Source organism: Hyphomicrobium sp. DY-1 (genome assembly GCF_047497105.1).
GTDB lineage: Bacteria > Pseudomonadota > Alphaproteobacteria > Rhizobiales > Hyphomicrobiaceae > Hyphomicrobium_B.
The window spans coordinates 2072441-2098227 of the sequence record NZ_CP134870.1 but is presented as its reverse complement, the minus strand read 5'-3'; the positions used below and the strand labels follow the sequence as shown (position 1 = coordinate 2098227).

General features: G+C 59.7%; 30 protein-coding genes. 5 read left to right on the top strand and 25 right to left on the bottom strand.

Annotated elements, in window-relative coordinates; genetic code table 11:
* Positions 1-15: 15 nt before the first annotated feature.
* The 5 genes from RLW41_RS10020 to cyoA are packed head-to-tail and all read right to left on the bottom strand — an operon-like array spanning position 16 to position 5120.
* A complete protein-coding gene (locus RLW41_RS10020; RefSeq protein WP_414464414.1) occupies positions 16-867 on the bottom strand; it encodes an SURF1 family protein in 852 nt (283 codons plus the stop codon).
* Positions 864-1280, bottom strand: coding sequence for a cytochrome o ubiquinol oxidase subunit IV (gene cyoD, locus RLW41_RS10015; protein WP_414464413.1), 417 nt, complete (start codon positions 1278-1280; stop codon positions 864-866). The genes RLW41_RS10020 and cyoD overlap by 4 nt, the downstream gene beginning before the upstream one ends.
* Complete coding sequence (cyoC, locus tag RLW41_RS10010) at positions 1277-1918, bottom strand: cytochrome o ubiquinol oxidase subunit III (RefSeq protein ID WP_414464585.1); 642 nt, start codon at positions 1916-1918, stop codon at positions 1277-1279. The genes cyoD and cyoC overlap by 4 nt, the downstream gene beginning before the upstream one ends.
* A 12-nt stretch (positions 1919-1930) precedes the next feature.
* Positions 1931-3937, bottom strand: coding sequence for a cytochrome o ubiquinol oxidase subunit I (gene cyoB / locus RLW41_RS10005; protein WP_414464412.1), 2007 nt, complete (start codon positions 3935-3937; stop codon positions 1931-1933).
* 34 nt (positions 3938-3971) lie between these two features.
* On the bottom strand, positions 3972-5120 hold the full coding sequence (cyoA, locus tag RLW41_RS10000) for a ubiquinol oxidase subunit II (protein ID WP_409561633.1): 1149 nt from the start codon (positions 5118-5120) through the stop codon (positions 3972-3974).
* Positions 5121-5438: 318 nt separating this feature from the next.
* Here cyoA and RLW41_RS09995 point away from each other — a divergent pair, with 318 nt between their 5' ends.
* Positions 5439-5738: a hypothetical protein gene (locus RLW41_RS09995; protein ID WP_414464411.1), complete on the top strand. Its 300-nt coding sequence runs from the start codon at positions 5439-5441 to the stop codon at positions 5736-5738.
* A gap of 168 nt (positions 5739-5906) precedes the next feature.
* Here RLW41_RS09995 and RLW41_RS09990 read toward each other — a convergent pair whose 3' ends face one another.
* From RLW41_RS09990 to gluQRS, 11 genes are all read right to left on the bottom strand, one after another.
* On the bottom strand, positions 5907-6302 hold the full coding sequence (locus RLW41_RS09990; protein WP_013950324.1) for a F0F1 ATP synthase subunit epsilon: 396 nt from the start codon (positions 6300-6302) through the stop codon (positions 5907-5909).
* 65 nt (positions 6303-6367) lie between these two features.
* A complete protein-coding gene (locus tag RLW41_RS09985) occupies positions 6368-6640 on the bottom strand; it encodes a hypothetical protein (protein WP_013950323.1) in 273 nt (90 codons plus the stop codon).
* Positions 6641-6703: 63 nt separating this feature from the next.
* Positions 6704-8137, bottom strand: a complete 1434-nt coding sequence (gene atpD / locus RLW41_RS09980; RefSeq protein ID WP_013950322.1) for a F0F1 ATP synthase subunit beta — start codon at positions 8135-8137, stop codon at positions 6704-6706.
* Between the two features lie 22 nt (positions 8138-8159).
* The gene (locus RLW41_RS09975) at positions 8160-8564 is read right to left on the bottom strand and encodes an organic hydroperoxide resistance protein (protein WP_409561630.1); all 405 of its coding nucleotides are present in this window, start codon (positions 8562-8564) and stop codon (positions 8160-8162) included.
* A 17-nt stretch (positions 8565-8581) separates the two neighbouring features.
* Entirely contained in the window at positions 8582-9466 is an 885-nt protein-coding gene (locus RLW41_RS09970) for a F0F1 ATP synthase subunit gamma (RefSeq protein ID WP_409561629.1), read from the bottom strand.
* 25 nt (positions 9467-9491) lie between these two features.
* A complete protein-coding gene (gene atpA, locus RLW41_RS09965; protein ID WP_414464410.1) occupies positions 9492-11021 on the bottom strand; it encodes a F0F1 ATP synthase subunit alpha in 1530 nt (509 codons plus the stop codon).
* Between the two features lie 123 nt (positions 11022-11144).
* A complete protein-coding gene (locus tag RLW41_RS09960) occupies positions 11145-11708 on the bottom strand; it encodes a F0F1 ATP synthase subunit delta (protein WP_414464409.1) in 564 nt (187 codons plus the stop codon).
* Between the two features lie 430 nt (positions 11709-12138).
* Positions 12139-12522 carry a YraN family protein gene (locus tag RLW41_RS09955; RefSeq protein ID WP_013950317.1) on the bottom strand — a complete coding sequence of 128 codons (384 nt, stop codon included), beginning with the start codon at positions 12520-12522 and terminating at the stop codon, positions 12139-12141.
* Positions 12519-13466 carry a 16S rRNA (cytidine(1402)-2'-O)-methyltransferase gene (gene rsmI / locus RLW41_RS09950; RefSeq protein WP_414464408.1) on the bottom strand — a complete coding sequence of 316 codons (948 nt, stop codon included), beginning with the start codon at positions 13464-13466 and terminating at the stop codon, positions 12519-12521. Before rsmI ends, RLW41_RS09955 begins: the two co-directional genes overlap by 4 nt.
* Positions 13467-13553: 87 nt before the next feature.
* Positions 13554-13955 carry a hypothetical protein gene (locus tag RLW41_RS09945; protein ID WP_414464407.1) on the bottom strand — a complete coding sequence of 134 codons (402 nt, stop codon included), beginning with the start codon at positions 13953-13955 and terminating at the stop codon, positions 13554-13556.
* Between the two features lie 279 nt (positions 13956-14234).
* The gene (gene gluQRS / locus RLW41_RS09940) at positions 14235-15098 is read right to left on the bottom strand and encodes a tRNA glutamyl-Q(34) synthetase GluQRS (protein WP_013950314.1); all 864 of its coding nucleotides are present in this window, start codon (positions 15096-15098) and stop codon (positions 14235-14237) included.
* 527 nt (positions 15099-15625) lie between these two features.
* Between gluQRS and RLW41_RS09935 the strand changes: the two genes are divergently transcribed.
* Both RLW41_RS09935 and RLW41_RS09930 read left to right on the top strand, forming a co-directional pair.
* On the top strand, positions 15626-16321 hold the full coding sequence (locus RLW41_RS09935; protein ID WP_414464406.1) for a DNA-3-methyladenine glycosylase family protein: 696 nt from the start codon (positions 15626-15628) through the stop codon (positions 16319-16321).
* A gap of 133 nt (positions 16322-16454) precedes the next feature.
* Positions 16455-17015, top strand: a complete 561-nt coding sequence (locus RLW41_RS09930; RefSeq protein ID WP_409561621.1) for an HNH endonuclease — start codon at positions 16455-16457, stop codon at positions 17013-17015.
* A gap of 68 nt (positions 17016-17083) precedes the next feature.
* On the opposite strand, the gene RLW41_RS09925 is transcribed toward RLW41_RS09930, so the two are convergent.
* From RLW41_RS09925 to rph, 8 genes are all read right to left on the bottom strand, one after another.
* A complete protein-coding gene (locus RLW41_RS09925) occupies positions 17084-17302 on the bottom strand; it encodes a hypothetical protein (protein ID WP_414464405.1) in 219 nt (72 codons plus the stop codon).
* A gap of 912 nt (positions 17303-18214) precedes the next feature.
* On the bottom strand, positions 18215-18739 hold the full coding sequence (locus tag RLW41_RS09920; protein WP_414464404.1) for a disulfide bond formation protein B: 525 nt from the start codon (positions 18737-18739) through the stop codon (positions 18215-18217).
* A 14-nt stretch (positions 18740-18753) separates the two neighbouring features.
* Positions 18754-19335 (bottom strand): YqaA family protein, encoded by a 582-nt coding sequence (locus tag RLW41_RS09915; RefSeq protein WP_414464403.1) that lies wholly within the window; start codon positions 19333-19335, stop codon positions 18754-18756.
* 9 nt (positions 19336-19344) lie between these two features.
* Positions 19345-20652 (bottom strand): radical SAM family heme chaperone HemW, encoded by a 1308-nt coding sequence (gene hemW, locus RLW41_RS09910; RefSeq protein ID WP_414464402.1) that lies wholly within the window; start codon positions 20650-20652, stop codon positions 19345-19347.
* Complete coding sequence (rdgB, locus tag RLW41_RS09905; RefSeq protein ID WP_414464401.1) at positions 20645-21523, bottom strand: RdgB/HAM1 family non-canonical purine NTP pyrophosphatase; 879 nt, start codon at positions 21521-21523, stop codon at positions 20645-20647. Before rdgB ends, hemW begins: the two co-directional genes overlap by 8 nt.
* The gene (locus RLW41_RS09900) at positions 21520-21954 is read right to left on the bottom strand and encodes a VOC family protein (protein WP_414464400.1); all 435 of its coding nucleotides are present in this window, start codon (positions 21952-21954) and stop codon (positions 21520-21522) included. Before RLW41_RS09900 ends, rdgB begins: the two co-directional genes overlap by 4 nt.
* Positions 21939-22364, bottom strand: coding sequence for a DUF1772 domain-containing protein (locus tag RLW41_RS09895; RefSeq protein ID WP_414464399.1), 426 nt, complete (start codon positions 22362-22364; stop codon positions 21939-21941). Before RLW41_RS09895 ends, RLW41_RS09900 begins: the two co-directional genes overlap by 16 nt.
* Before the next feature lie 22 nt (positions 22365-22386).
* On the bottom strand, positions 22387-23100 hold the full coding sequence (rph, locus tag RLW41_RS09890; protein ID WP_409561613.1) for a ribonuclease PH: 714 nt from the start codon (positions 23098-23100) through the stop codon (positions 22387-22389).
* Between the two features lie 173 nt (positions 23101-23273).
* Here rph and hrcA point away from each other — a divergent pair, with 173 nt between their 5' ends.
* Both hrcA and grpE read left to right on the top strand, forming a co-directional pair.
* On the top strand, positions 23274-24344 hold the full coding sequence (gene hrcA / locus RLW41_RS09885; RefSeq protein WP_409561612.1) for a heat-inducible transcriptional repressor HrcA: 1071 nt from the start codon (positions 23274-23276) through the stop codon (positions 24342-24344).
* 123 nt (positions 24345-24467) lie between these two features.
* Entirely contained in the window at positions 24468-25109 is a 642-nt protein-coding gene (grpE, locus tag RLW41_RS09880; RefSeq protein ID WP_414464398.1) for a nucleotide exchange factor GrpE, read from the top strand.
* Positions 25110-25475: 366 nt separating this feature from the next.
* Here the strand turns inward: grpE and RLW41_RS09875 are convergent, their stop codons facing one another.
* Positions 25476-25787: a hypothetical protein gene (locus tag RLW41_RS09875; protein ID WP_414464397.1), complete on the bottom strand. Its 312-nt coding sequence runs from the start codon at positions 25785-25787 to the stop codon at positions 25476-25478.

Below are 25787 nucleotides of genomic sequence, written 5' to 3'. Positions count from 1 at the left end.
AGCGATCGGAGGACCTCAATCCGGAGCCACACCGCCGGCCCCCTGCGGCGTTTGCCGGATGCGAATCTCTTCGCGCAGGAACCGGACGAAGGCAGCCGCGAGCATCAGCGCCAGCGCAAACCACGTCAACGCGTAAACGAGGTGATTGTTCGGGAATTTGATCACCGTCAGACCACCGACCGGATAGCCGCCAGGATTGGGCGTTGCATCGGCGTCGATGAAGTAAGGCGCATAATTGTCGAGCCCGCGCTTGATCGCGATGGCGTCAACGTCGCGGGAATACCAGCGATCGGCCGAGATATCGTTGCCGCGCAGAAAAGCGCCCTTCGGCTCCGTCATGCGCAGTAGACCCGTAACGGTTACGTTGCCGTCGATCTCTCCCGCAAGCCGCGTCTCACGCTCCTTCTTTTCGGTCGGTACGAAACCGCGATTGACGAGCACTTCAAAACCCGTCGCGGTCTTGAGCGGCGTCATCACCCAATAGCCACCGCCCTCGTCGGTGACGGCCATGACGAGCGTCTCGCGATCATGAAGAAAGTGGCCGGAAACCGTGACGCGTCGATACTCGTCGTTATTGGCGGTGATCGAAGGCCAATCGGTCGGACCGGGCGCGGGCACCGGAGTTGCGTGAACCCGGCTCTCGACGCGGGAAATCAAATCGAGCTTCCAAGCCCGCCGCTCAACCTGCCAAATGCCAAGCCACATGAGACCGGCAATGCCGAACAACGCCACGAGGCTGATGACTGCCAGAGAAGACAGCGAACGAGGTGTGCGCGCCGGATCGCGACCCGGCGCATCCGCATCGAACTCCGTTGCGCCCGATGGCGCCGCTTCTTGTCCCCCGCGCCCGCCGGCGTCGGATGTCACGGCAGTTGGCTCGGATCCATCGGCATCATGTTGGTCGTCAGGTGATACATCACCCACAGCGAGCCGGTCAGCGTGATCACGACCATAACAACCGTGAAGATCAGCGCCATCAGCGTCCAACCGCCCTCCGAACTCGGCGACATGTGCAGGAAGTAGATCATGTGGACGACGATCTGGACCGCACCGATAGCCAGGATCGAGATAGCCGTCGCTTCCTTGCTTCCGAGCGCGCCAGACATCACGAGCCAGAACGGAATGGCCGTCAGGATGACGGAAAGAACGAAGCCCGTCAGATAGCCGCCGAGCGTCGACTCGGGATGGCCGCTGCCATGCCCGTGATCGTCATGACCGCCGCCAGGAGCAATATGCCCATGCGCGGCATGTCCGTGATTGGCGTGCGCGTCCGTGCTCATCGCAGCACTCCCATAAGATAAACGAAGGTGAAAACGCCGATCCAGACGACGTCAAGGAAGTGCCAGAACATGCTGAGGCACAGGATACGACGCTTGTTCGGCTCATTCAGGCCGAACCTCGTCACCTGAACCATCAGCGTGATCATCCAGATGATGCCGAACGTCACGTGCAGGCCGTGCGTGCCGACGAGCGTGAAGAACGACGACAGGAACGCGCTTCTCTGAGGCGTCGCGCCTTCGAGGATCATGTGCGTGAATTCAAACAGCTCGATGCCGATGAACGCGGCGCCGAACGCCATCGTGATCGCCAGCCACATCAGCATACCCTGCTTGCGGTTCTTCTGCATCTCAAGCACGGCGAAGCCGTACGTGATCGATGAGAACAACAGCATCGACGTGTTGACCGCCACCAGAGGCAGGTCGAACAAATCCTTCGGCGACGGCCCGGCCGCAAAGTTGCCGCCAAGCACGCCGTACGTCGCAAACAGCACCGCGAAGATGAGACAGTCGCTCATCAGGTAGAGCCAGAAGCCGAGTTGGGTGCTGCCACCCTCCCCGTGCTCGTGCTCATCGGCCACGTAGAAGACCGGCGTCTCTTTCGCCTCTCCGGCCTCGGACGCCGACGCGCTCGCAGTCATTGTCGTCATCGCTCAGGCCCCCGCCGATTGTAGAAGCTGTGTGCGCTCGCGTTCGGTTTCCACGATCTCCTGCGTCGGAATGTTGAAGCTCCGATTGTAATTGAATGTGTGACCGATCGCAGTCGCCAGCAGGGAAACGAACCCAAGGGCAGCGAGCCACCAGATATACCAGATCAAGGCAAATCCGGTGATGAAGCTGAGACCGGCGAGAATGACGCCGGCGCCGGTGTTCTTCGGCATATGAATGGGCTTGAAGCCTCCCATCGGCCGCTTATAGCCGTGCTCCTTCATGTCCCACCACGCATCATGATCATAGACCACCGGCGTAAAGGCGAAGTTGTAGACCGGCGGCGGCGATGACGTCGACCACTCGAGCGTGCGTGCATTCCACGGATCGCCGGTGAGGTCGCGCAGCTTCTCGCGGTTTTTGATGCTGACGGCGATCTGGATCAGGAACGAACCGATGCCGAGCGCGATCAGGAACGCACCGAACGCGGCCACGACGAAATAGATCTGCAGCGACGGGTCATCGAACACGCGCAAGCGGCGCGTCACGCCCATCAAGCCGAGAACGTAGAGCGGCATGAACGCGAGGTAGAAACCCGAGACCCAGAACCAGAACGACATCTTGCCCCAGAACGGATCGAGCCTGAAGCCGGTGACCTTCGGGAACCAGTAGGCAATGCCGGCAAAGCAGCCGAACACGACGCCGCCGATGATCACGTTGTGGAAATGGGCGATGAGGAAGAGGCTGTTGTGAAGCACGAAGTCCGCCGGCGGAACGGCGAGCAGCACGCCCGTCATGCCGCCGATTACGAACGTCAGCATGAACGCGACAGTCCACATCATCGGCAGCTCGAAACGGATCCGGCCCCGATACATCGTGAACAGCCAGTTGAAGAGCTTCGCACCCGTCGGGATCGAGATGATCATCGTCGTGATGCCGAAGAATGAGTTGACGCTGGCACCCGAGCCCATCGTGAAGAAGTGGTGCAGCCAGACGAGGTACGACAGGATCGTGATACAGACCGTGGCGTAAACCATCGACGTGTAGCCGAACAGTCTCTTGCCGGAGAACGTCGCCGTCACCTCGGAGAACACGCCGAACACGGGCAGCACGAGGATGTAGACTTCCGGGTGGCCCCAGATCCAGATGAGATTCACGTACATCATCGGGTTGCCGCCGAAATCGTTCGTGAAGAAGTTCGTACCGACGTAGCGATCGAGAGAAAGCAGAGCCAGCACACCCGTCAGAACGGGGAAGGCCGCAACGATCAGAACGTTGGTGCAGAGCGCGGTCCAGGTGAAGATCGGCATCTTCATCATCGACATGCCGGGGCAACGCATCTTCACGATCGTCGCGATCAGGTTGACGCCCGATAAAAGCGTTCCGACGCCGGCGATCTGCAGCGCCCAAATGTAGTAATCGACCCCGACATCTGGACTGTATGCGTAGTTAGACAGCGGCGGATAGGCCAGCCACCCGGTCCGCGCGAACTCACCGACAAACAGCGATGCCATGACAAGAATCGCACCCGAAACCGTCATCCAGAAGCTGAAGTTGTTGAGGAACGGGAAAGCGACGTCGCGCGCGCCGATCTGCAGCGGCACGACATAGTTCATCAACCCCGTGACTAGCGGCATCGCCACGAAGAAGATCATGATCACGCCATGCGCCGTGAAGATCTGGTCGAAGTGATGCGCCGGCAGATAGCCCTCGTTGCCGTTGAAGGCGATGGCCTGCTGCGCGCGCATCATGATGGCGTCGGCGAAGCCGCGAAGCAGCATCACGAGGCCGAGCACGATGTACATGACGCCGATCCGCTTGTGATCAACGCTCGTGAACCATTCATGCCAGAGGTAGCCCCACAGCCTGTAGTAGGTGATGGCGCCCAGAACCACCGCGCCGCCGATGGCGACGCCGATGAACGTCATCACCAAAATCGGCTCGTGATAGGGAATAGATTCGAGCGTCAACCGCCCGAATATCGCTTTCTGAAGGTCAAAGTTTTCGAACATCTCTGGAAACTATCCCGGTCAGGAGCCTGACGGCTCAGGAATTTGATGGCTTTCGCGCAAACGATTGGAACATGCCCGGCTGCGGCAGTCCGGCCCCGACGAGCGGCGTCGAACTGACAGGCGTGACTGCGGCAGCAGCCTGCGCATCCATGCCCATCGGCGCCGTCTTCGTGCACACGCTTGCGACGTACGACTTCTTCACGACCGGCCCATCACCGCGACGTGCATACTTGTCGTACTCAAGAGACTGCACGATGTTGTTGCCCGCGAGCCCAAGCCCACCCTTGGCGTCGATGGCTGCCATTTCGTGCATACACATTTTGCCGGGCTGGACACACATGTTTACGATTAGATCGAAGAGCTGCGGATCGACGCTCGAGAATTTCTTGACGGGCACAGCTTCGCTGGGACGCTCAAGATCAAGATACTCGGTCCGGCCAAGATTGCCGGTCTGCGATGCCTTGACGCCCGACACCCACTTGTCGAAGCCGGCATCGTCCATTGCCAGAAAGTCGAACCGCATTTCCGAAAAGCCGTTGCCGCTATAGTTCGAAGAGAAGCCCTTATAGGTGCCCGCTTTGTTGATTACCGCGTGCAGCTGGGTCTGCATGCCCGGCATCGCGTAAATCATGCCGGCGAGCGCCGGAACGTAGAACGCGTTCATCACCGACGAAGCAGAAATTTTGAAATTAAGCGGCCGGTCGACGGGAGCCGCCATTTCATTCACAGTAGCGATGCCCTGTTCGGGATAGATGAACAGCCACTTCCAATCGAGCGCGACGACCTGAACGGTAAGCGGTTTCGCAGTGGCCGCAACTTCCTTGTCCGGGCCGGTGCGGTTAAGCGGGCGCCACGGATCAAGCATGTGCGTCGCCATCCACGTCACGGCGCCAAGGCAGATGATGATCAGAAGCGGTGCCGACCAGATGATCAGCTCAAGATGGGTCGAATGCGACCAGTTCGGCTCGTATCGCGCGTTCGTGTTCGAAGCTCGATAGTGCCAGGCAAACCAAGCCGTGAGTGCCATGACCGGAACGATGATCAAGAGCATCAGAACGGTCGAGATAATCACGAGATCGCGCTGCTGGATGGCAATATCGCCGGCAGGATTGAGCACGATTGCGTTGCAGCCGCCCAGGAGGGCAAGAACCGGCAACAGAGCGAATATATAAAAACGTTTCAAGGCAGGTCGCGTCCTATCGACAGAGCTTCCCCTGATCTCCCGCTAAACGCGCACAGGTTGAAGCAAAATTGGACAATTTGCCCAACGCCAGTTGGCCGCAGGACATCCCCGGCCTGGGTAACACACCTAGATATAGCTTTCAGTGACGATCGAACCGGTGTTGAGAACTCCGAAAAACTACACCTGATTTGAACGAAATTTGCCATCCAATTTGTCGCTCGGAGGCGCCGTGCCTAAAAATGCCGAACCTCGCCACCCCCGTGCGAGAGGCGCGAGGACGCTCCGATCGCACAGCGCCACTTGCGTCCGGGCGTTCCGATGACGATCCCTTTGGCCCCCAAAACCGCGCAAGGCCTGATGAAGGCTGCGATGCGTCAGAAGCATGCTCCGGGAAAATACGATGTCTTCGCCTGGCAGGTCGGCGCGGACCTGCATGCAATTCCGGTCGCCTGGAAGTCCTTCACCAAGAGGTCCGTTGCGCTTGAGGCCATGACGCTGAGCGATGGCAACGAAATTCAAACCAACGCCGCGCCTTTGCCAAATGGCGTCGGCAGCAAGGCAGCCCGCTATGTCGGCTCGTTCCGGATCGACAAACGGACAGGAGAGGACGAACCCTGACGGGAAACAACCGACGGACTGCGCCGCCTGATGGCCTGGCTCGTCGGAACGACGGCGCACCGGTCGGCGATCTAAGATATGACAAAGCGCTCCTCGCAAGGCTGAGATCGTCCCAGCCTGCAAGAAGCGCTTTGAGTTTCAGTTATAGATCGTGTCTGAGCGCGCCGCTTAAGCCTGCGGCGAAAGCCGCTTCAGTTCACCGACGAGCGTATCGGCCATGCGCTTCGCATCATCGTCCTTTGCGGCGGCAAGTTCCGCTTCCGCAGTCTTGAGCTCCGCCGCAATCGTTGCCGCCGACATCTCGTCGACGTCGTAGGCTTTCTCAGCCAGAACCGTCAGGCGCGCCGGATCGACTTCCGCGAAGCCTGACTTGACGAAGAGCCGCTTGTGCACGCTGCCGGCCGTAACATCGAGAACGCCCGGAACAAGCGTCGAGATGACCGGCACATGACCGGCGAGAACCGTGAACTCTCCGTCTGTGCCAGGCACGACCACCTGCTCGGCGTCGACCGACATCAACACCCGCTCGGGAGAGACGAGTTCAAACCTGAATGTGCCTGCCATGGTGATTTCCGACCCTTCGAAGGCGTTCGACCTGTTTAATGCCGTCGTTTTTTATTTTGGCGCCATCAAGCCTGACGCGGCTCTTCTTCGCCGTCGTCTTCGGCGCCGGCTTTGGCTCTCACCTCTTCCGGCGTCTGCAGCTTGGTGCCACAGAACGGGCAGAAGAAAAGCGGATGATCGACCAGACCCGGCTCTTCTTCTTCGAGATCGACGAGCCCGACAGTCATGTAGATGACCTCATCGGGCCCGACCGTGATCAAGGGCTCAAAGTCGCCGCCTTCAAGAGCTTCTTTCAGCTCTTCGCAGCAGCTTCCAAACGTCTTTCCGGCTTCCGCCATGAACTCTTTCTCCTGGCGGCGCCTTCGGACGGGTCCTCCGCTCGAAAACGCTCAGCCTTTTTGTTATGCCGCTTCCGCGAGCTTCTCTGCCTTCGCGATCGCTTCGTCGATCGAACCGACCATATAGAACGCCGGCTCGGGAAGGTGATCGTACTCACCGTCGCAGAGGCCCTTGAACGCCTTGATGGTATCGGCGAGCGGAACGAGCTTGCCGGGCGAGCCGGTGAACACTTCCGCGACGTGGAACGGCTGCGACATGAAACGCTCGATCTTACGAGCGCGGGCAACCGTGAGCTTATCCTCTTCGGAAAGCTCGTCCATGCCGAGGATCGCGATGATGTCCTGCAGCGACTTGTACTTCTGCAGGATCGCCTGAACCTTACGGGCAACGGCGTAGTGCTCTTCGCCGACGATGCGCGGATCGAGCATGCGCGACGTCGAGTCGAGCGGATCAACCGCCGGATAGATGCCCTTTTCAGCAATCGAGCGCGAAAGAACGGTCGTCGCATCAAGGTGAGCGAACGAGGTTGCCGGCGCCGGGTCGGTCAAGTCGTCGGCCGGAACGTAAATGGCCTGCACCGACGTGATCGAACCCTTCTGCGTCGTGGTGATGCGCTCCTGCAGGGCGCCCATGTCGGTCGCCAGCGTCGGCTGATACCCAACCGCCGAAGGAATGCGGCCGAGCAGCGCCGACACTTCCGAACCCGCCTGCGTGAAGCGGAAGATGTTGTCGACGAAGAACAGCACGTCCTGGCCCTGGTCACGGAAGTGCTCGGCGACTGTCAGACCCGAAAGAGCGACGCGAGCACGCGCACCCGGCGGTTCGTTCATCTGACCGTAAACCAGAGCGCACTTCGAACCGGCAGCCGACCCGTTGTTCTTCTTCGGGTCCTTGTTCACGTTGGACTCGATCATTTCGTAATAAAGATCGTTGCCCTCACGCGTACGCTCGCCGACGCCCGCGAAAACCGAGTAGCCGCCGTGGGCCTTAGCGACGTTATTGATCAACTCCATGATCAAAACCGTCTTGCCGACGCCTGCGCCGCCGAACAGGCCGATCTTGCCGCCCTTCGCATAAGGAGCGAGCAGGTCGACGACCTTGATGCCCGTGACGAGGATCTGTGCTTCCGTTGCCTGATCTTCAAACGTCGGCGCCGGTTGGTGGATAGCACGCACCGAGCTGCTGTTGATCGGACCGGCTTCATCAACCGGCTCGCCGATAACGTTCATGATCCGCCCGAGCGTCTCGTCGCCAACGGGAACCGAGATCGGAGCGCCCATGTCGGTGACTTCCTGACCGCGGACCAAGCCTTCGGTCGAGTCCATCGCGATCGTGCGCACGGTGTTTTCACCAAGGTGCTGCGCGACTTCGAGAACCAGACGATTGCCGTTGTTGGTGGTCTCAAGCGCGTTCAGAATTTCCGGCAGCTTGTCGGCGAAATGCACGTCAACGACGGCACCCGTCACCTGGTGAATCTTCCCTACGTTTTTAGCCATTTTTATCTCCAGCGGAATTGTTTCAGGCGACCGAGAGCGTCACCGGGATATTGTTGCGTGTCGCTTTGGAATACGGGCAGATCTGATGCGCTTCTTCGATCAGCGCCTGCAGCTTGTCCTTATCGGCGCCAGGAATCGCGAGCGTCAGATGCGCCTTGAGGGCGAAGCTCGTCGCGTCCTTGTCGAGTTCAACTTCGCACGTAACCTTGGCGGCCTGACCGTCGAGTCCGTGCTTCTTGGCCAGCAGCAGAACCGCCTGACCGAAGCAAGACGACCACCCGAGCGCAAACAGCTGCTCGGGGTTGTGGCCTTCACCCGATCCACCGAGATCCTTCGGCAGCGCCATCGCAAGAGCGAGCTTGCCCTCTTCGAGAACTGCGCGGCCGTCCCGGCCGCCCTTCGTCGTTGCACGCGTTACATAGGCCATGATCTATCTACCTCGCCCTAGACCGCTTCCGCTCCGGAGATGATCTCGATCAATTCCTTGGTGATGTTCGCCTGACGCTGACGGTTGTAGGCGATCGTCAACTTATTGATCATGTCACCCGCGTTGCGCGTCGCGTTGTCCATCGCGGTCATCTGCGCACCATAGAACGATGCCGAGTTCTCGAGCAGACCGCGGAAGATCTGCGTCGAGATATTGCGCGACAGCAGGAAGCCCAAGACTTCTTCTTCGCTCGGCTCGTACTCGTGAATGGCGCCTGCGCCCTTCGCAGCGTCCGGCGCCGCCTCAGGCACGGTTGCCGGAATGAGCTGCAGCGCCGTCGGCTTTTGTGAGATGATCGACTTGAACTCTGAGAAGTAGACCGTGGCGACGTCAAACTCGCCGGCTTCGAACATCTCAAGCACACGCTTCGCGAGGCCCTCGGCATGCCCGAACGTCAGCTGACGCACACCCTGAAAGTCTTTGCGCTCGACAATATTGCGGCCGAGATCGCGACGCAGGTTGTCGGCGCCCTTGCGGCCGACCGTCATGATCTTCACCGTCTTACCCGCGGCGATCAAACGGTTCGCATCTGAACGCGCTAGCTTGGCGATGTTCGAATTGAAACCGCCGCATAGACCACGTTCCGCCGTCATGACAATCAGCAGATGCACCTGATCCTTGCCGGTGCCGACGAGAAGTGGCGAAGCGCCGTTCTTATCCGCAACTTTCGAAGCCAGGCTACCGAGCACGGTTGCCATCCGCTCGGCGTAAGGCCGGGCGGCAGTCGCAGCTTCCTGCGCGCGGCGCAGCTTCGCCGCCGCAACCATCTGCATGGCTTTCGTGATTTTCCGCGTCGCCTTCACCGAGGCGATGCGGTTGCGCATATCTTTTAAGCTCGCCATCGGGCGTTCTCCTCAAGGAACCCGACTAAGCTGCGAAACCTTTGGCAAACTTGTCGAGGAACTCGACCAGCTTCTTCTCGGAATCTGCCGACAGAGCCTTCTCTTTCGCGATCGTTTCGAGAAGCGTCTTTTCAGAGCGAAGCCCGGCGAGAACGCCTTCTTCGAACTTGCCAACGGCCGAGACCGGAATGGCGTCGAGATAGCCGCGCGTACCCGCAAAGATCACCGCAACCTGCTCTTCCATCTTGAGCGGCGAGAACTGCGGCTGCTTCAGAAGCTCCGTCAGACGTGCGCCGCGTGCGAGCAGCTTTTGCGTAGCTGCGTCGAGATCGGAGCCGAACTGCGCGAAGGCAGCCATTTCACGATACTGAGCAAGTTCGCCTTTGATCTTGCCGGCGACCTGCTTCATCGCCTTCGTCTGAGCCGACGAACCGACGCGCGAAACCGAAAGACCGACGTTCACGGCCGGACGGATACCCTGATAGAACAGATCCGATTCAAGGAAGATCTGGCCGTCGGTGATCGAAATCACGTTCGTCGGAATGAACGCCGACACGTCGTTGCCCTGCGTTTCGATAACCGGAAGCGCCGTCAGCGAACCTTTGCCGGCTGCGTCGCCCATCTTCGCGGCGCGCTCGAGCAGACGAGAATGGAGATAGAAAACGTCGCCCGGATAAGCTTCGCGGCCCGGCGGACGACGCAGCAACAGCGACATCTGGCGGTAAGCGACAGCCTGTTTCGAGAGATCGTCATAGGCGATCACGGCGTGCATGCCGTTGTCGCGGAAGTATTCGCCCATCGTGCAGCCGGTGAACGGCGCGAGGTACTGCATCGGCGCCGGATCGGAAGCGGTGGCAGCGACGACGATCGAATATTCAAGCGCACCGCGCTCTTCGAGAACCTTCACGAACTGCGCTACCGTCGAGCGCTTCTGGCCAACGGCGACGTAAACGCAATAAAGCTTCGCGCTTTCGTCGTTGCCCGCGTTGAGCGGCTTCTGGTTGAGGAAGGTATCGAGCACGACGGCCGTCTTGCCCGTCTGACGGTCGCCGATGACCAACTCGCGCTGGCCACGGCCGATCGGGATAAGCGCGTCGATAGCCTTGAGACCCGTCGCCATCGGCTCGTGCACCGACTTGCGCGGCAGGATGCCCGGCGCCTTGACGTCGACGCGCATCTTTTTCTCGAACTGGATCGGGCCCTTGCCGTCGATCGGGTTACCGAGACCGTCGACGACGCGACCGAGAAGCCCCTTGCCGACCGGAACTTCGACGATGGCGCCGGTCCGCTTGACGGTGTCGCCTTCCTTGATCGTGCGATCGTCGCCGAAAATAACGACGCCGACGTTATCGGCTTCGAGGTTCAGCGCCATGCCGCGGATGCCGCCGGGGAACTCGACCATCTCGCCCGCCTGGACGTTGTCGAGACCATAGACGCGTGCGATGCCGTCGCCGACCGACAGCACCTGGCCGATTTCGGAAACCTCGGCTTCCTTGCCGAAGTTTTTGATCTGATCCTTCAGGATCGAAGAAATTTCTGCGGCCCGGATTTCCATTGAGACCTCTTCCCTGGTCGTTTCCATTTACGGAGCCTGGTCCGGCCCCTTATGCCAATTTGTTAAGTGCAAACCTTGCCGTGATACCGCCAGCCTCGCAGCCAGCAGCGAAACTGTCAGGCCTTAAGCCCCGGCTCCGTTCAGCGCCGTCTTCATGTTCTGAAGCTTGGTCTTGAGCGAGGAGTCGATCATGCGGCTGCCAACCTTGACGATCAGGCCGCCGAGAATGCTCGGATCGACGCGCGACTGCAGCGTCACATCCTTGCCGACAGAAGCTTTGAGCGTTTCTTTAAGAGCCGAGATCTGCTCGTCGTTGAGCGCAAACGCGCTGGTGACCTCAGCCGTGATTTCGCCGCGCGCCTTGGCGGCGAGCGAGCGATAAACTTTGATCATGTCCTGAATGACGAACAGGCGCCGATTGGCGGTCACGAGCTTCAGGAAGTTCGCGGTCAAGCCGCCGATGCCTGCCCTGTCGAGAATGGCGGCCATCGCCTTCTCTTGATCGTCGGCGGCGATCACCGGGCTGCGCACAAGGCGCACCAGATCCGGGCTTTCATCGAGCAACGATTGGAAATTTACGAGATCGCTTTCGATCCCCTCGATGTTCGAGCTTTCCTTAGCCAGCTCGAACAAGGCCGACGCATACCGTCCGGCCACTCCGTCCACGCTTGTTTCGTCCGTCGCCACGTCGCTCTCACCTCGCGCCTTCGGGCGCATAGAGGGCGGGGCACGAAAAGGCCCGAAATTGCGCCCGCTCCAAGGAAAGGCCTTTGACAAAAAAAGAGCGCCGGGGCCGGAACCCACCAGCAGCCCCCTTCCAAAGCCGGGCTGTCCTTAACATGCACTCTGCAAGGCTTCAACAGTGCGCCAAGAGGGCGCGTTGCCGCATTACATTTTCGCAAGGAGCCTGAATTTCGGGCGTTTCGCGGCCCGGCCGGCTTCCGGAGGGATGAACAAAGGGATCGAGCGCCGTTCAAACTACGTTCAGGCTCGACCAGCTAAACGTTCATCAACATGCAGCGCAAATCTATCGCGCTCGCGCGTTCCTAGACGATGACGGTCCCTGCACTTCACGTTCAATCACTTAAAGACCCGCTTCGGCGGGTCTTTTTTTGTCTCAAAGTGCATCCCGCATGATGATCGGAAAGCGCCAGGGCAGCACGAACACCAGGTCGAAACCGACGTCGTGCTCGCGGTATTGCGGGTTGCGCGCCAGCCAGAGGTCGGCCGCGCGGCGCACCCGGCGGCGCATCGTCAGCGTAATGGCGTCTTCGGCTTCTTCGGTTGTTTGCCGCCGTTTGACCTCGATGAAAGCCACCCGGTTCTTCCTGATCGCGATCAGGTCGATTTCCCCGACCGGGGTCTTGAACCGGCGGCCCAAAATGCGATGCCCGGTCGCCATATAGACCGCCGCAACGATCGTCTCGGCTCTGACGCCACTGTGATGCCGCCGCTTGCGCTCAAGCCGCTGCCGAAGCTCATCATTGACGTTCGAACTCATCGTCCCACGTCCTTCGCCTTTAGTTCTTCTTTCGCCTTGATCCCAAGCCCATAAACCCGCGCTTTCGGAACCCCAAACTCGTCGGCCAGGGCTTTGGCGGCATCCTTGAGGCTCATAACCTCAAGAACCCCCGCCAGCCGCGCCGTCAACGTCTCGTCACTGACGGCCTGAGCCTGCTCCGGCCCGACGACAATGACAACCTCGCCCTTGAGGCCCTCCATTGGAGTTGCTTCAGCAAGCTCCGCCAGAGTGCCGCGCCGAACATCCTCGTGCAGCTTCGTCAGTTCGCGGGCGATGACGGCGTCCCGGCTACCGAGCAAACGCGCCATATCCGGAATCGTCTCCGCGACACGGTGAGGCGCTTCATAAAAGATGAGACTGCCAGGAATGGCCGATAATTCCGCAAGCCGCGCCCGCCGGGCCGCCTGCTTCGGCGGCAAAAAGCCCGCGAAGAAGAATGCATCGGTCGGCAGACCACTGGTCGTCAGCGCTGGTAGCAGCGCCGACGCGCCGGGAATAGCGACGACTGGAATGTCTTCCGCCGCCGCAGCGCGCACAAGTTTGAATCCCGGATCCGAAAGCAGCGGTGTCCCGGCGTCCGATATGATCGCAATGCGCCTATCGGCTTTGAGTTCGTCAATAACGCGCGCGCTTTCGCGCTCTTCATTATGGTCGTGAAATGGCCGCGTCCGCGTGGCAATGCCATAATGCTGCAAAAGCTTCGCGGAATGACGCGTATCTTCGCAATAAATGATATCGGCCCGCGCCAGCACCGACAGTGCACGCAGCGTGATATCCCCGAGATTGCCGATTGGCGTCGCGACCAGATAAAGCCCAGCCGCCAACGGCTCCGACAAAAGCCCCGCAATCACGCCCTGCGCACGCGCCGCCGGTCCAAGATTTGGCGTTGCTATTGCTGAAAGAGATGAGCGGTCATCGGCCACGGAGATTGTCTCGATCCTGGAATGCGGGCAGTCGAACTACCCATATCAACCCAGGACCAACGCCGAAAGCCGTCTTGCGTGAAGCGTTTAAGCAGCGATTGCGCCGCCGATGGGCCGCAGCGCCGGCATCGGCGCCACACCCAGCACATGCACCGTCGCGCGACGGCGGACCCGATCGCCCATATCCATGACGGACGACAATTCATCAATCAAAGACGACAAAGCATATTGCGCCAGATCGATCTGCTGGGTTGCAGAGACATGGCAGCCCGTCGCTGTTTCAGCTTGCTGCGCCGCCCCGATCACGATGTCGGACAGCCGGCTCCATTGATCGGCAAGCGATAGCCGGCGCGGCTCGACCGGCCTGCGAACTTCAACCGTTTCCGGGACGTCGGCAAAGGCCCAAATGACGAATTGACGGACGATTGCAAGTCCGTGCGCAATTGCGACGGATAATCTGGCACCGACAATTTTCGATGTTTCTGCCATAAATGCGAGAATCCGGTGGATAGATTAGAGAACGATTAAAATTGAAGTGATTTGGCCAAAGTTACAAGGAGGGGCCAATTTGCTTTTCGATTATTTTTGAATCTTAAGAGTAATAAGGGAAATATCGCGCACGAATCCGGCGCGGAATACGACCGGGAAACGCGGCAATGAAATATGGCACCGGCGCCGAATCAAAAAAGTTGGCGCCGTAGGGAATTTAATTCCGCTCCAGAGCGCGCTTCGCCATATCGCAATGGCCACAAAAACGTTCCCGCGCGATCAGACTTCGAAAATGACCCGCCGGATATCGTCCGCTGTCGCCCCTTCGTCGCGTAGCACCCGGAGACCCATATCCTGATTGGACTTCGAAAGCTTTTGTCCGTTGGCCCATCGGATCACCCGATGATGCGAATAGACCGGCTGCGGCAGATCCAATAACTCTTGCAGCAGACGCTGCAGATCGGTCGCCGCCAGCAAATCCTGTCCGCGCGTAACATGCGTCACGCCTTGCCGCGCATCGTCGACGACGACCGAAAGATGATAGCTCGCAGGCACTTCCTTGCGCACGATCACGGCATCGCCCCAGCGCGCCGGATCTGCCACAACGGTCCGCTGCGAACCGTCATCCTCAACCTCGACGAACGTCAACGGCTCATCGCCGCGTTTCGATTTCAGAACCTGCAACGCGCCTTCCATGTTGAGACGAAGCGCCGGCGTCTCTCCCGCAGCCATCCGCTCACCAACTATTTCGGCGGAAGCACCACGCCAAATTCCCGGATAAAGCGGAACGCCATCGGGATCGGTTTTTGTCGGATCCGCCGCAACGACAATTTCCTTGCGCGTCGCAAAACACGGATAGAGCAAGCCCATCGCAATCAGCCGATCGGCAGCCGCAAGATATTCGGAGAAATGCTCCGACTGCACCAGCACCGGCTCTTCCCACGTCAGCCCAAGCCAATTGAGATCTTCGAAGATCGCCGTGACGAATTCGGGCCGCCGGCGTTCGAGATCGATATCCTCGATGCGCAGCAAAAAGCGTCCGCCGTTCCGCCGTGCCGTGTCATGCGCGATGATGGCAGAGAGCGCGTGCCCGACGTGCAAAAGACCGTTGGGTGATGGCGCGAAACGCGTAACCGAGGCCATCACGCGCTTCGGCTCACAAAACGCGCGTCAACGACACAATGACCGGCCTTCCACTCAGCAAACTGATAAATCATGACCTCAACTACGATCCAAACTGTTGAACTTACCCTCAGAGAACGCGACACTTATTATGCCAAAGCAATTTCACCGGCACACGATCTAATGCACCGAAAAGGCGGGCGGAGATCAGGGAAGTTTTGAAAATCTTCGATAGACGGATGGTCACCTTTTGCGGAAAGATCGGCACGCTTGCAATTGCCATGCACGTCTTACGTCGGCGCCATACTCACTGATCTGAGATGCCTCCGTGTGTCATTCCAAAACTTGTCGAACTTCGCCATGGCGAAAGCGTGACGCCTCAGAATCGCATTGCCGCACTGTCTGAAATCAGCAAAGCGATAAAGAGCGCCGCAAATAGAATTCCAGCAATCCGTGTCATTTTCCACGTCCTCTTTTCGCCGGCTCCGCATTGCGCGATAAGATCGCCCGCGAATTGAATGAGGCAAATCCTTCCCGGAACAACGCGTTTGACCCCTCGCCGCCATGCGACCGTAACGACCGAACGCCAACTCAAGACAGCGGCGATTATGCTCGCCGCTCAATGCAAGGTCATGTCGCGCATATTGAAACGCACCGGCCTTCCACCGCCACGGGATTTTCCCGCCGATTTCTCCGGACTGGCAAAAATCGTCGTCGGGCAACAGCTTTCAACCCAGAGCGCCGCTGCCATCTGGACACGCGTCGCGGAAGCGCTTTTCCCGTTCACGCCTGATGCAATCCAGGCGGCGAGCGACAGCGATCTGAAACGGCTCGGACTTTCGGACGGCAAGATCCGCACGCTGCGCGCCCTGACGCGCGCTGTCCTCGACGAAGGCCTCGACTTCGAAGCCCTCAACGCCGCCAATGATCTCGTCATCGTCGAACGTTTGACCGCAATCCATGGCATCGGCCCCTGGACCGCCGACATCTATATTCTTTTTGCTTTGGGCCGCCGCGACGCATTCGCGCCGGGCGATCTCGCCTTGCAGCTCGCCGCGCAACACCACTTCAAGCTTGAAAACCGCCCCACGGCCGAGGAACTGGAACGAATCGCCGAGCGCTGGCGCCCCGCACGCGCTGTCGCCGCCAGGCTGTTATGGGCCGATTACGCCTTTGCGCGCCGCGCTCTCCTGGGGAAAGCCCAACAGACGATCAGGACAAAAACAAATAAATTACTGAAATAGAACGAAAAAATCATTTCCGCGACAGATGGGCTCGAATGCTTCACAGAACTGATACGCGCGGCTAGTATCCCGGCGTCCGAGTGGGGCCAAGACGCGATTCGACGGATCGAAAAACCGCGAGGTTTGCGCGACTGTGAATGCTCACGTGACAATACCGGACAATTGTCCGGCTCTTGTGCTGAACGCCGACTTCCGGCCGCTCAGTTACTACCCGCTGTCCTTGTGGAGCTGGCAGGACACGGTGAAGGCGGTCTTTTTGGACCGCGTAAATATCGTCTCGGAATACGAACGCTATGTCCGAAGCCCGTCATTCGAGCTGAAGCTGCCGAGTGTCGTTTCGCTGAAGACCTACGTGAAGCCGGCGCTTTATCCGGCATTCACGCGTTTCAATGTTTTCCTGCGCGATCGCTTCACCTGCCAGTACTGCGGCGACAGGAATGATCTGACGTTCGATCATCTCATTCCGCGCTCGCGTGGCGGTCAGACGCGATGGGACAACGTCGTCACCGCTTGCGCACCCTGCAATTTGAAGAAAGGCGGATTGATGCCGCGCGCTGCAGGCATGTTCCCAGCGCACGAGCCATATCGGCCAACCGTCTTCGAACTGCATCGCAACGGCAGGCTTTTTCCGCCGAACTATCTGCACGAAAGCTGGCTCGACTATCTCTACTGGGATACCGAACTCGAGCCGTAGCCGCGCACTCTATTCAATGGCCGGGCAAAACCCGGCCATCATCTTCCGAGCGCAGCAAGGGCCTGATCTTAAGCGGCCCGCGCCATCGGATGCGCACACAGCTCGGACGCAACGAGATCGACCACGCGCTCCCAGTCTGCACCTTCCTCGCACTTTAGGCCGAACGCGACCAGAGCGTCGCGAGGCGCACCGCCATCGCGAAAGATTCTGGCGCACTGCTCACGGCTCACTGCGACGGCCTGATGCCACTGAATGGGGCTGACGTGTTCCGGAACCGAGGGGGTCATTGTCTTCGCACTCCGCTAAACCGAAAATCGTGGAACGATTCCCGAAGCTTCTGAGTTTCAAACGATGGCGGCAGACACACAGAGCGCTGTGACATCACTACGCGAGACCGTGTCACATGATGTCTCGATTGAGGGCTAACTCCAATCACGCTCCGTGCGTCTGCCAGCTCGTTGGAAAGCCAGCGCTCTCCGAAATCCTTTTTCCCAACTCTTAAAACTCGACGCATACGCGACCGGACACTCAACGCTCGACTTAGGGGTTCACTTCGCCTTTGCGAGAGCCGCAGCGACCATGGCGTTTCGCACCACATCGCCCGCGACGTCTCCAACTGGACGCCATCCCCAATCGGGTGAACGCGCACTTGCCTCAAAACCGTTGGAGGTCCGCTCCGGGAAAGAGCGATCTCCGCGAGGAGTGCGGGCGAACCGCGAGGACATACGCTTTGACGAGTTTGTCGAAGCAGTTCGCCTAAATTTTGCAAACGTCTCGGACAGAACGTCTTTCGGGCTCGGTCCGTACACAGACACCACGCTACGCAACGAACGCCTACGAAACGCAACAACGCCACTCGTACTCAAAGATGGTGCGGACTGGGCCTCGGACAATGGATTGCTGTCACTCGTCCCAAGCATTGCACTCGACAAACTCAACGCAGACGCCACCACGAACGCTCCCAACGCTGGTACGATATCCACACAATCCACATGGGCCGGCTCGGGTTTCGTTCCGTGCCCCGCGAACGAAGCAAGAATAGCCGTCACATTCGGGCAACGCGAAGGCGCGATCACGGCTTACCGGTGATATTCACCGCGACATTGCCTTGACAGTATTAGGTCAGCAACAAAATCAACGTTTTCATGGATTTTGAGAATTGTGGACAAGCGTCAGAACGTTGGGAACGCTGCCGCGCCTCAGATGTTACGGCGCGTCCAAGCCGCCGAGGCCGCACCGAACGCAACCACCATCAGCAGCACCGAAGCGACGACGTTCCAGCCAGCAAAAGAGATGCCGAGGAAGCGCAACGCCGCTTCATCGCACTTGATGACTTTGATGTGCTGGATGTCGTTCAGAAGATTTCCGGCGGACGACGTGAGGGATTCCCCGCCGCCGCAGGCGCTCGGGCCAGGCCAGAACTTCCACTCCGCTCCGGCGTGATAGATGCCAAGCCCCGTATTCGCCAGAAACGCCAAAGCGACCAACACGAAGAGCAGCGCGGCCATCCGCCGATAGCCGCCCGCCGTCAGCACCAACGCGATGAAAAGAACCGGAATTCCCGCGTAATAGGCGTAGCGTTCGATCAGGCACAGCATACACGGCACGTAGCCGCCGATGTATTGAAACCCGAGCGCCGTCAGGATCGTCGCAATCGCTCCAAATAGCGCCAGCGCGCCGAGCTGATAATCCGCACCCCGACCCGACCGTTCTGCAAACGCCATGGCTTCAACCCAACTTAGAAGATGTATTTGACGGCCACGAACCCGCCGACCAGCAGCACGAGAAACACCGTCATCACCATTCCGAGCCGCTTCTCGATGAACGCGCGGATCGGCTCGCCGAAGAAATATAGGAGACCGGCGACCAGATAGAAACGCATGGCCCGCGCGACGATGCTCGCGCCGATAAACGCCCAGATATTCATCTGGCCAACGCCAGCCGCAATCGTCACAACCTTGTAAGGGATCGGCGTCGCGCCCTTGATGATGACCGCTTCGACGCCATACTCCTGTACGAACGCCATGAAGCTATCGAGCGCATGCTCGCGGCCGTAGAACTTCAGGATGGGCAGTCCGACCGCCTCAAAGAAATAGTACCCGATGGCGTACCCGAGAATGCCGCCGATTACGGAGGCGACGGTCGCCACCGTCGCATACCACCACGCTTTCCGCCGGTCGCTCAGGACCATCGGGATCAGCATGATGTCGGGCGGTATCGGAAAAAACGAACTCTCGGCGAACGAAACGGCGGCGAGCGCCCACGGCGCCCGTTTACTGGCCGCCATTCGCATCGTCCAATCGTAAAGTCCCCTCAGCATGAGCGCTGCTTAAACGGCGCTTCTGAGCTTGTCCATGCGGTCCGTCAGCTGAAAGCTGTTTGAGAGTTTGGCGACAACGGCGTTAAGCACGAGCCGGCCATGCGGCGTCACCCGGATGCGCACGCCAGACAGCGGTTGCGTCTCGGGAGCAAGTCCTGGACTTGAGCACATGACGATCTCGTCAAGCTCATTCCGCCGCCAGTCGCCACCGGCCGGGGAGGCGCGCAAGGACGCAGGCAGCGTCTCCAGAAGCCCGAGTTCCGCCAGCTCGTCGATGGTCGTCTTGCTCGGCCGCACGCCGCCGATCTTCGCAAGCTGCGCCAGATCGACCCCTTCGGAAAGCCGCAGGCCCATCAGCAGCATCTCGTCCGCCTGCTCGGCGTCAGACAATGCGATCCGCTCAATGAAACCATGACCGTTGCCTTCGACGTGTTCGACCCACGCCTCAGGATTGCGCTCGGCAATCGTCGCTTCACGCCGGCCATCGACCACAATCCGGCCATGCGCCCCCGGCCCGATCCCTGCATACTCGCCGTAGCGCCAATAAAGGAGATTGTGCCGGCTTTCCGACCCGTCGCGCGCGTAGTTTGAAACCTCATAAGCCGCGAGCCCGCGCGCCGCCGTCATCTCCTCGGTGATCTCGTAAAGCGCCCCCGCATCGTAGTCGTCCGGAATGACGAGCTTACCGGCAGCGTGAAGTGCGGCGTAAGGCGTATCAGGCTCGATGGTCAGCTGATAAAGCGATAGGTGATCGCCTGCCAGCTCGAGCGCCTCGCCAAGCTCGCGACGCCATGCGTCTGTGGTCTGACCGGGACGTGCATAAATCAGATCGAACGAAAACCGCTCGAACGTGCCGCGCGCTACATCGAGCGCCGCCTTGGCTTCCGCCACGCTGTGAATGCGCCCAAGCTTGCGCAGTTCGTCATCTCGCAGCGATTGCACGCCGATCGAAACGCGGTTGATGCCCGCGTCGCGAAAACCGCGAAAGCGCGCGGCTTCCACGCTGCCCGGATTGGCCTCAAGCGTGATCTCGGCGTTGTCCGCAATGCCCCAGCGTTTCGCAATGTGATCGAGGATGCCCGCAACCGTCTCGGGCTGCATCAGCGATGGCGTGCCGCCGCCGAAGAACACGCTCATCGCAACGCGTGCTCCGATGCGATCCGCCACCCAGTCGATCTCGCGCTTATAGGCCGAAAGAAACCGCGCCTCGTCCCAGCCTTTATGGCGAACGTGACTGTTGAAGTCGCAGTACGGACACTTCTGCGCGCAGAACGGCCAGTGCACGTAGACGCCGAATGTCGTGTCGCGATCAGTCATCGCTCGCAGCCAGCATTGCTTTTGTGATTTGCCGCCACGCCGGTTCATCCTTCGAAGGCGCACGCTCTAACTCTCGGGCAAGTGCACCAAGAAAACTTTCGAGCGTCGTGTTGTTCCATTCGGCGCCGTGCGTGATGAGATCGTCTTTCAAACGTGCAACGAACGCCGCAGCCTCGACCCGCGTCGAAAGACTCGCGGCTGCTGCTGCAAACGCATCGACGTCGCGGCCCCTACGCACCTTCGCGGCGGTCGGCGCAATACCATCGAGCATCGCCGCCTTGAAGGCCGCAAAGGCCCGTGTCCGATGCGAAATCGCATACTTCTCTTTCGGCTCCATCTCGCCGAACGTGCGGGTGTCGCCGTCCGGCACGAACATCGGATCGTAGCCGAAGCCGTTGCCGCCACGTGCCGGCCAGACGAGATGGCCAAACACCTTGCCCTCGAATAGCTCCACCTCGCCGCCTGGCCACGCAAGACACAAGACCGAAATGAAATTGGCGCGCGGGCCTTCAGCCGTCCAGCCGTGACACGCGCTGATCTCGTCTGCGACTTTCTTCATAGCGACGCCGAAGTCTTTTGCCGGACCGGCCCAGCGCGCCGAATAGATCCCCGGCGCGCCATCCAGGCATTCGACTTCAAGTCCGGAGTCATCGGCAAGCGCCAGCAACCCAGAACCCTCAGCCGCTGCGACAGCCTTCAGCCGCGCGTTGCCAGCAAACGTCGTCTCCGTCTCTTCGGGTTCCGAAAGCCCAAGCTCGCCCGCCGAAACGGCATCGAGTCCATATGGCTGGATGAGCTGGTTGATCTCCCAGACCTTGCCAGGGTTGTGGCTCGCCACGACGAGCTTCATGCCCTTCGAAAGAGTCTTCATTGCAGTCCCCAGATGCGCGGCTCGGCAAATTCGAGGCAATTGCCCGCCGGATCGCGAAAGTAGATTGAGCGGCCGCCGCGCGGCCATTCGAATTCGGCTTCGATCGGAATGTGGAGGCTCTCAAGTCGATGCCTCCAACGCACGAGGTCGTCGCGCGTGGCGCGAAAGCAGACATGCCCCTCGCCACGCATGCCGTGAGGCGGCACTGGCAGCGCATCGTGCGCGGGCGGAATACGCGATGTTTCCGGATTGAAGATTAAAAGCATCTGCGTACCTAAGCGGTAAAAGAGGTGGCGGCCGGCAACGGCTTGAAATGGTCGAATGCCAAAGACCCGACGATAAAAGTCTTCGATCGGCACGAGATCGCGCGCGTAAAGCACCGTTTCGAGAACACCAGGCAGTGCCGGCGGTATGTTTAAATCGACGCCCATAGGAAAAGCCCCAGGCTGAAGGCGCCAAGCACGCTGCGCACGCCGTGCAGCATGCCCCAGCGCTCGATCAGCACCCGTGTCTCTTCGTTGGCCCGTTCGAACGGGGTCTCTTCAAGGATCTTATTGACCGGCATGATCGCGAAGATCGTAAACGGCCAATTGGCGAGTAGCGCCGCGCCGCCGGCAAGCCAGATCACCTTGCCGGTGACCAGCCACTCGAGCGTACCCAGAATGAAGCCGATGACGGCAAGCGATGCCTGCATCTGAAATCCGCGCCGGTAGGCGGGTTTCCATTCCGCAAGCATCGCAGCATCGTCGAGAGAAAGCCGCGCCGGTTGCTCTGCCCAGTTGATATATATCGCCGCGCCTGTGAACAGCGCCGCGACCGTCAGGGCAAAAGGTCCGAACATGGCCTCGCTCCGTTGTCTGGTCTTAAGCGACCGTCAGCTTCTGCAGCTGAACGAGTTCGCCGATCCCCTTCTTGGCGAGCCCCATCAGCTCGGTGAACTTATCTTCTGTGAAGGGCGTCGTCTCGGCCGTGCCTTGGATTTCGACGATGCCGCCCGAGCCGGTCATCACGAAATTGGAATCGGCATCCGCGTTGCTGTCCTCGGCATAGTCGAGATCGAGCACCGGCTCACCTTTATAGAGACCGCACGACACGGCAGCCACGTGATCGCGCAGCACGGCGTCCTTCACCATGTCGCGCATTTTCATCCACTGGATGCAATCGTGCAGAGCCACCCACGCGCCGGTGATCGACGCCGTGCGCGTGCCGCCATCGGCCTGGATGACGTCGCAGTCGACCGTGATCTGCCGTTCGCCAAGCTTCGTCAGATCTACGACCGCACGAAGCGCCCGGCCAACGAGACGCTGAATTTCCTGCGTCCGCCCCGACGGATGGCCGCTCGTCACCTCGCGCCGCGTCCGGTCGTGCGTCGACCGCGGCAGCATCGAGTATTCCGCCGTCACCCAGCCACGGCCCTGACCTTTCAGCCACTGCGGGAGGCGCTCTTCCAAGCTCGCCGTGCAAAGAACATGGGTGTCGCCGAATTTGATGAGGCAGGAGCCTTCGGCATATTTGGAAACGGCCCGCTCGATTGAAACACGGCGCAACTCGTCTGGCTTGCGTTTGGAAGGTCGCATGAGTTCCCTGAATTGTTGGTATTGCGGCCGCGACCCTAATGAAGGCCCCCCCGGCCTTCAACCGGAAACCTTATCGGTTGAAAGAAGGGTGCAGATACCCAGAAAACACCGCAGGATTTGACGTAGGCCCCTGTCATTCATAGATTTTGACGGTGAACACGGAAGATCAAATCGTGGCAGCACCCATCCTGGACGGCAAAACGCAGCTGCAAAAGCTTAACGAGCGCTCGCGGACGATCCTGCGGCGCATCGTCGAAAGCTATCTGGCGACGGGTGAGCCGGTCGGCTCTCGCAATCTGTCACGCGCCTTGCCGATTGCCCTCTCGCCCGCCTCGATCCGCAACGTCATGTCGGACTTGGAGCAGCTCGGCCTCATTATCGCGCCGCACACGTCTGCGGGGCGCCTGCCCACCCAGCTCGGCTTGCGTCTGTTCGTCGACGGCCTTCTTGAAGTCGGCGACATCACCCCGGACGAGCGCCGCCAGATCGAAGCCCAGATCGCCGTCCGGCGCGAAAAATCGGTCGATCAGCTTTTGAGCGAAGCGGGCGAACTGATGTCCGGTCTGTCCCACTGCGCGGGCGTCGTGCTCGCCGAAAAACAGGTCGCCCGCCTGCGCCACATCGAATTCGTGCCGCTCGAACCCGGACGCGGCCTCGTCATCCTGGTCGACGAAGACCAGAACGTTGAGAACCGCATCATCAACCTTCCTGATGGCTTGCCGCCGTCTGCCTTGCAGGAAGCTTCGAACTATCTCAACACCCACTTGCGCGGCCTGACGCTCGCCGAAGCCAGGGCAGAACTCGAAAAGTCGTTGAACGCCGCCAAGGCAGAACTCGACGTATTGACCCAAAAGGTCATCAAGGCCGGGCTCGCCGAATGGTCAGGTGTCGCCGATGATCGCAAGAGCCTCATCGTCCGCGGTCAGAGTAACCTCCTGAAAGACGTGACCGCCGCCGAAGACCTGGAACGCATCCGCCAGCTCTTTGACGCCTTCGAATCCAAGCAGGACATCGTCGAGCTGCTCGGCGCCTCCGAAACGGCCGAAGGCGTCCGCATTTTCATTGGCTCGGAAAACAAGCTGTTTTCGCTTTCGGGCTCATCGTTGATTGTTGCCCCATTTCGGGATGAGACCCGCCACGTCGTCGGCGTGCTGGGCGTTATCGGCCCGACTCGGCTCAATTATGCCCGCATCATCCCGATGGTGGATTATACAGCCAAGCTGATGAGCCGCTTGATGGGCTGAGGCATCGAGACCTATTTGACCCGCTTCTGACGCACCCCAACTTGAACTGCCTTGATTTTTACGGCCTAGCGGCCGATACCCCGGCACCGGAATTTTTGCAGTGCTATTCCAGCGAAGAGAAAAATGAGCGACGACAAAAAGCCCATAGACGAGACCGTGCAACCGTCCGCGGCAACGCCCCCCGAAATGGGAGATGTGAGCGTCGAGCAGCTCAAGGCGATGATCGCCGCCCTTCAGGCCGATCTCGAAAAGAAGTCCGCCGAAGCTGCTGGCAAGCAGGATCAGTACCTGCGCGCCGTTGCTGAAACGGAGAACGTCCGCCGCCGCCTCGAAAAGGAAAAGGAAGAGACGGCGAAGTATGCAATCACCAAGTTTGCCAAGGATATCTTGACAGTCGGCGACAACTTCCAGCGCGCTATCGCCGCCGTGCCGAAGGATGCCGTCGAGAGCGATCCGGCCCTGAAAACCTTGCTCGATGGGGTCATTCTCGCCGAGCGTGATTATAAGACGGCCCTTGAGCGTCACGGTGTCCGCGCCATCGACCCGGCCGGCCAGCCCTTCAATCCGCACCACCACCAAGCCGTGATGGAGCAGGAGAACGCAAACGTCCCAGCTGGCACCGTGCTGCAGGTCTATCAGGTCGGCTACATGATCGATGACCGAAACCTGCGTCCGGCGATGGTCGTCGTCTCCCGCGGCGGCCCGAAAGTCGCCAAGGCCGACGACGCTGCACCTGCCTCATCGGAACCGCCCGCCGATGCTTGATGCGGCTGCGACGTCGCGACCAGCATCGCAACAGAACAAACGTTGAGCAAAATCAAGGCGCCTCCTCCTCTCCAGGGATGCGCTTCAACCGCAGAAAAAAGCTTGCAAACTGAAGCATTGCGTCACGGCGGGTAGTTCCGTTTTGACGCAATCAAAAGGCGATAAAGTTGATCTATGGAGGGGATAAGAAGCGTTGCACGCTGAAATCAGGCCCCTATATAACCGTCGGATATAGCAATTGAAAAAATAAATTAAATTATTTGCTATTAATTTCAGGAACTTAGGACGCGTTGTCAAATCGTCCATTCGGCGTTGGTCGCACATTGGTCGCAACTCCCGCGCCAAACGACCTCTCGTGACCCGCCGTTATTTAATTAGAGCCCTGACATGCTTCGCGACCGCTCGTAAAACCCGCAAGTCGCAACCCGGTGTGGACAAGATCGCTTCTTCGACCTGTGCGGCGGATATGCCACGCTTGCCGTTAAGTTCCGCCTCCAACACATCCGACATGGCGTAAAGGATCGAGCCGCCCGGCGTTTTAAAAAACGGGATGCCGCGGCCGGCGTAGCGCTGGTTCGCTAGCGTCTCGACCGTCGTGTGCCAGCGCTTCGCTAGCCACTCGGGCTCAACGTATGCCTCGGCGAGCTGGTCTGCCATGTTGGCTTTCGTAATCGTCAT

Bases quoted from the DNA above. Each gene is read 5' to 3' on its own strand.
- cyoD (WP_414464413.1), bottom strand. From the start codon at position 1,280: ATGAGCACGGACGCGCACGCCAATCACGGACATGCCGCGCATGGGCAT.
- cyoC (WP_414464585.1), bottom strand. From the start codon at position 1,918: ATGACTGCGAGCGCGTCGGCGTCCGAGGCCGGAGAGGCGAAAGAGACG.
- cyoB (WP_414464412.1), bottom strand. From the start codon at position 3,937: ATGTTCGAAAACTTTGACCTTCAGAAAGCGATATTCGGGCGGTTGACG.
- RLW41_RS09995 (WP_414464411.1), top strand. From the start codon at position 5,439: ATGACGATCCCTTTGGCCCCCAAAACCGCGCAAGGCCTGATGAAGGCT.
- RLW41_RS09990 (WP_013950324.1), bottom strand. From the start codon at position 6,302: ATGGCAGGCACATTCAGGTTTGAACTCGTCTCTCCCGAGCGGGTGTTG.
- RLW41_RS09985 (WP_013950323.1), bottom strand. From the start codon at position 6,640: ATGGCGGAAGCCGGAAAGACGTTTGGAAGCTGCTGCGAAGAGCTGAAA.
- atpD (WP_013950322.1), bottom strand. From the start codon at position 8,137: ATGGCTAAAAACGTAGGGAAGATTCACCAGGTGACGGGTGCCGTCGTT.
- RLW41_RS09975 (WP_409561630.1), bottom strand. From the start codon at position 8,564: ATGGCCTATGTAACGCGTGCAACGACGAAGGGCGGCCGGGACGGCCGC.
- RLW41_RS09970 (WP_409561629.1), bottom strand. From the start codon at position 9,466: ATGGCGAGCTTAAAAGATATGCGCAACCGCATCGCCTCGGTGAAGGCG.
- atpA (WP_414464410.1), bottom strand. From the start codon at position 11,021: ATGGAAATCCGGGCCGCAGAAATTTCTTCGATCCTGAAGGATCAGATC.
- RLW41_RS09955 (WP_013950317.1), bottom strand. From the start codon at position 12,522: ATGAGTTCGAACGTCAATGATGAGCTTCGGCAGCGGCTTGAGCGCAAG.
- RLW41_RS09945 (WP_414464407.1), bottom strand. From the start codon at position 13,955: ATGGCAGAAACATCGAAAATTGTCGGTGCCAGATTATCCGTCGCAATT.
- gluQRS (WP_013950314.1), bottom strand. From the start codon at position 15,098: ATGGCCTCGGTTACGCGTTTCGCGCCATCACCCAACGGTCTTTTGCAC.
- RLW41_RS09925 (WP_414464405.1), bottom strand. From the start codon at position 17,302: ATGACCCCCTCGGTTCCGGAACACGTCAGCCCCATTCAGTGGCATCAG.
- RLW41_RS09920 (WP_414464404.1), bottom strand. From the start codon at position 18,739: ATGGCGTTTGCAGAACGGTCGGGTCGGGGTGCGGATTATCAGCTCGGC.
- RLW41_RS09915 (WP_414464403.1), bottom strand. From the start codon at position 19,335: ATGCTGAGGGGACTTTACGATTGGACGATGCGAATGGCGGCCAGTAAA.
- hemW (WP_414464402.1), bottom strand. From the start codon at position 20,652: ATGACTGATCGCGACACGACATTCGGCGTCTACGTGCACTGGCCGTTC.
- rdgB (WP_414464401.1), bottom strand. From the start codon at position 21,523: ATGAAGACTCTTTCGAAGGGCATGAAGCTCGTCGTGGCGAGCCACAAC.
- RLW41_RS09900 (WP_414464400.1), bottom strand. From the start codon at position 21,954: ATGGGCGTCGATTTAAACATACCGCCGGCACTGCCTGGTGTTCTCGAA.
- RLW41_RS09895 (WP_414464399.1), bottom strand. From the start codon at position 22,364: ATGTTCGGACCTTTTGCCCTGACGGTCGCGGCGCTGTTCACAGGCGCG.
- rph (WP_409561613.1), bottom strand. From the start codon at position 23,100: ATGCGACCTTCCAAACGCAAGCCAGACGAGTTGCGCCGTGTTTCAATC.
- grpE (WP_414464398.1), top strand. From the start codon at position 24,468: ATGAGCGACGACAAAAAGCCCATAGACGAGACCGTGCAACCGTCCGCG.
- RLW41_RS09875 (WP_414464397.1), bottom strand. From the start codon at position 25,787: ATGACGATTACGAAAGCCAACATGGCAGACCAGCTCGCCGAGGCATAC.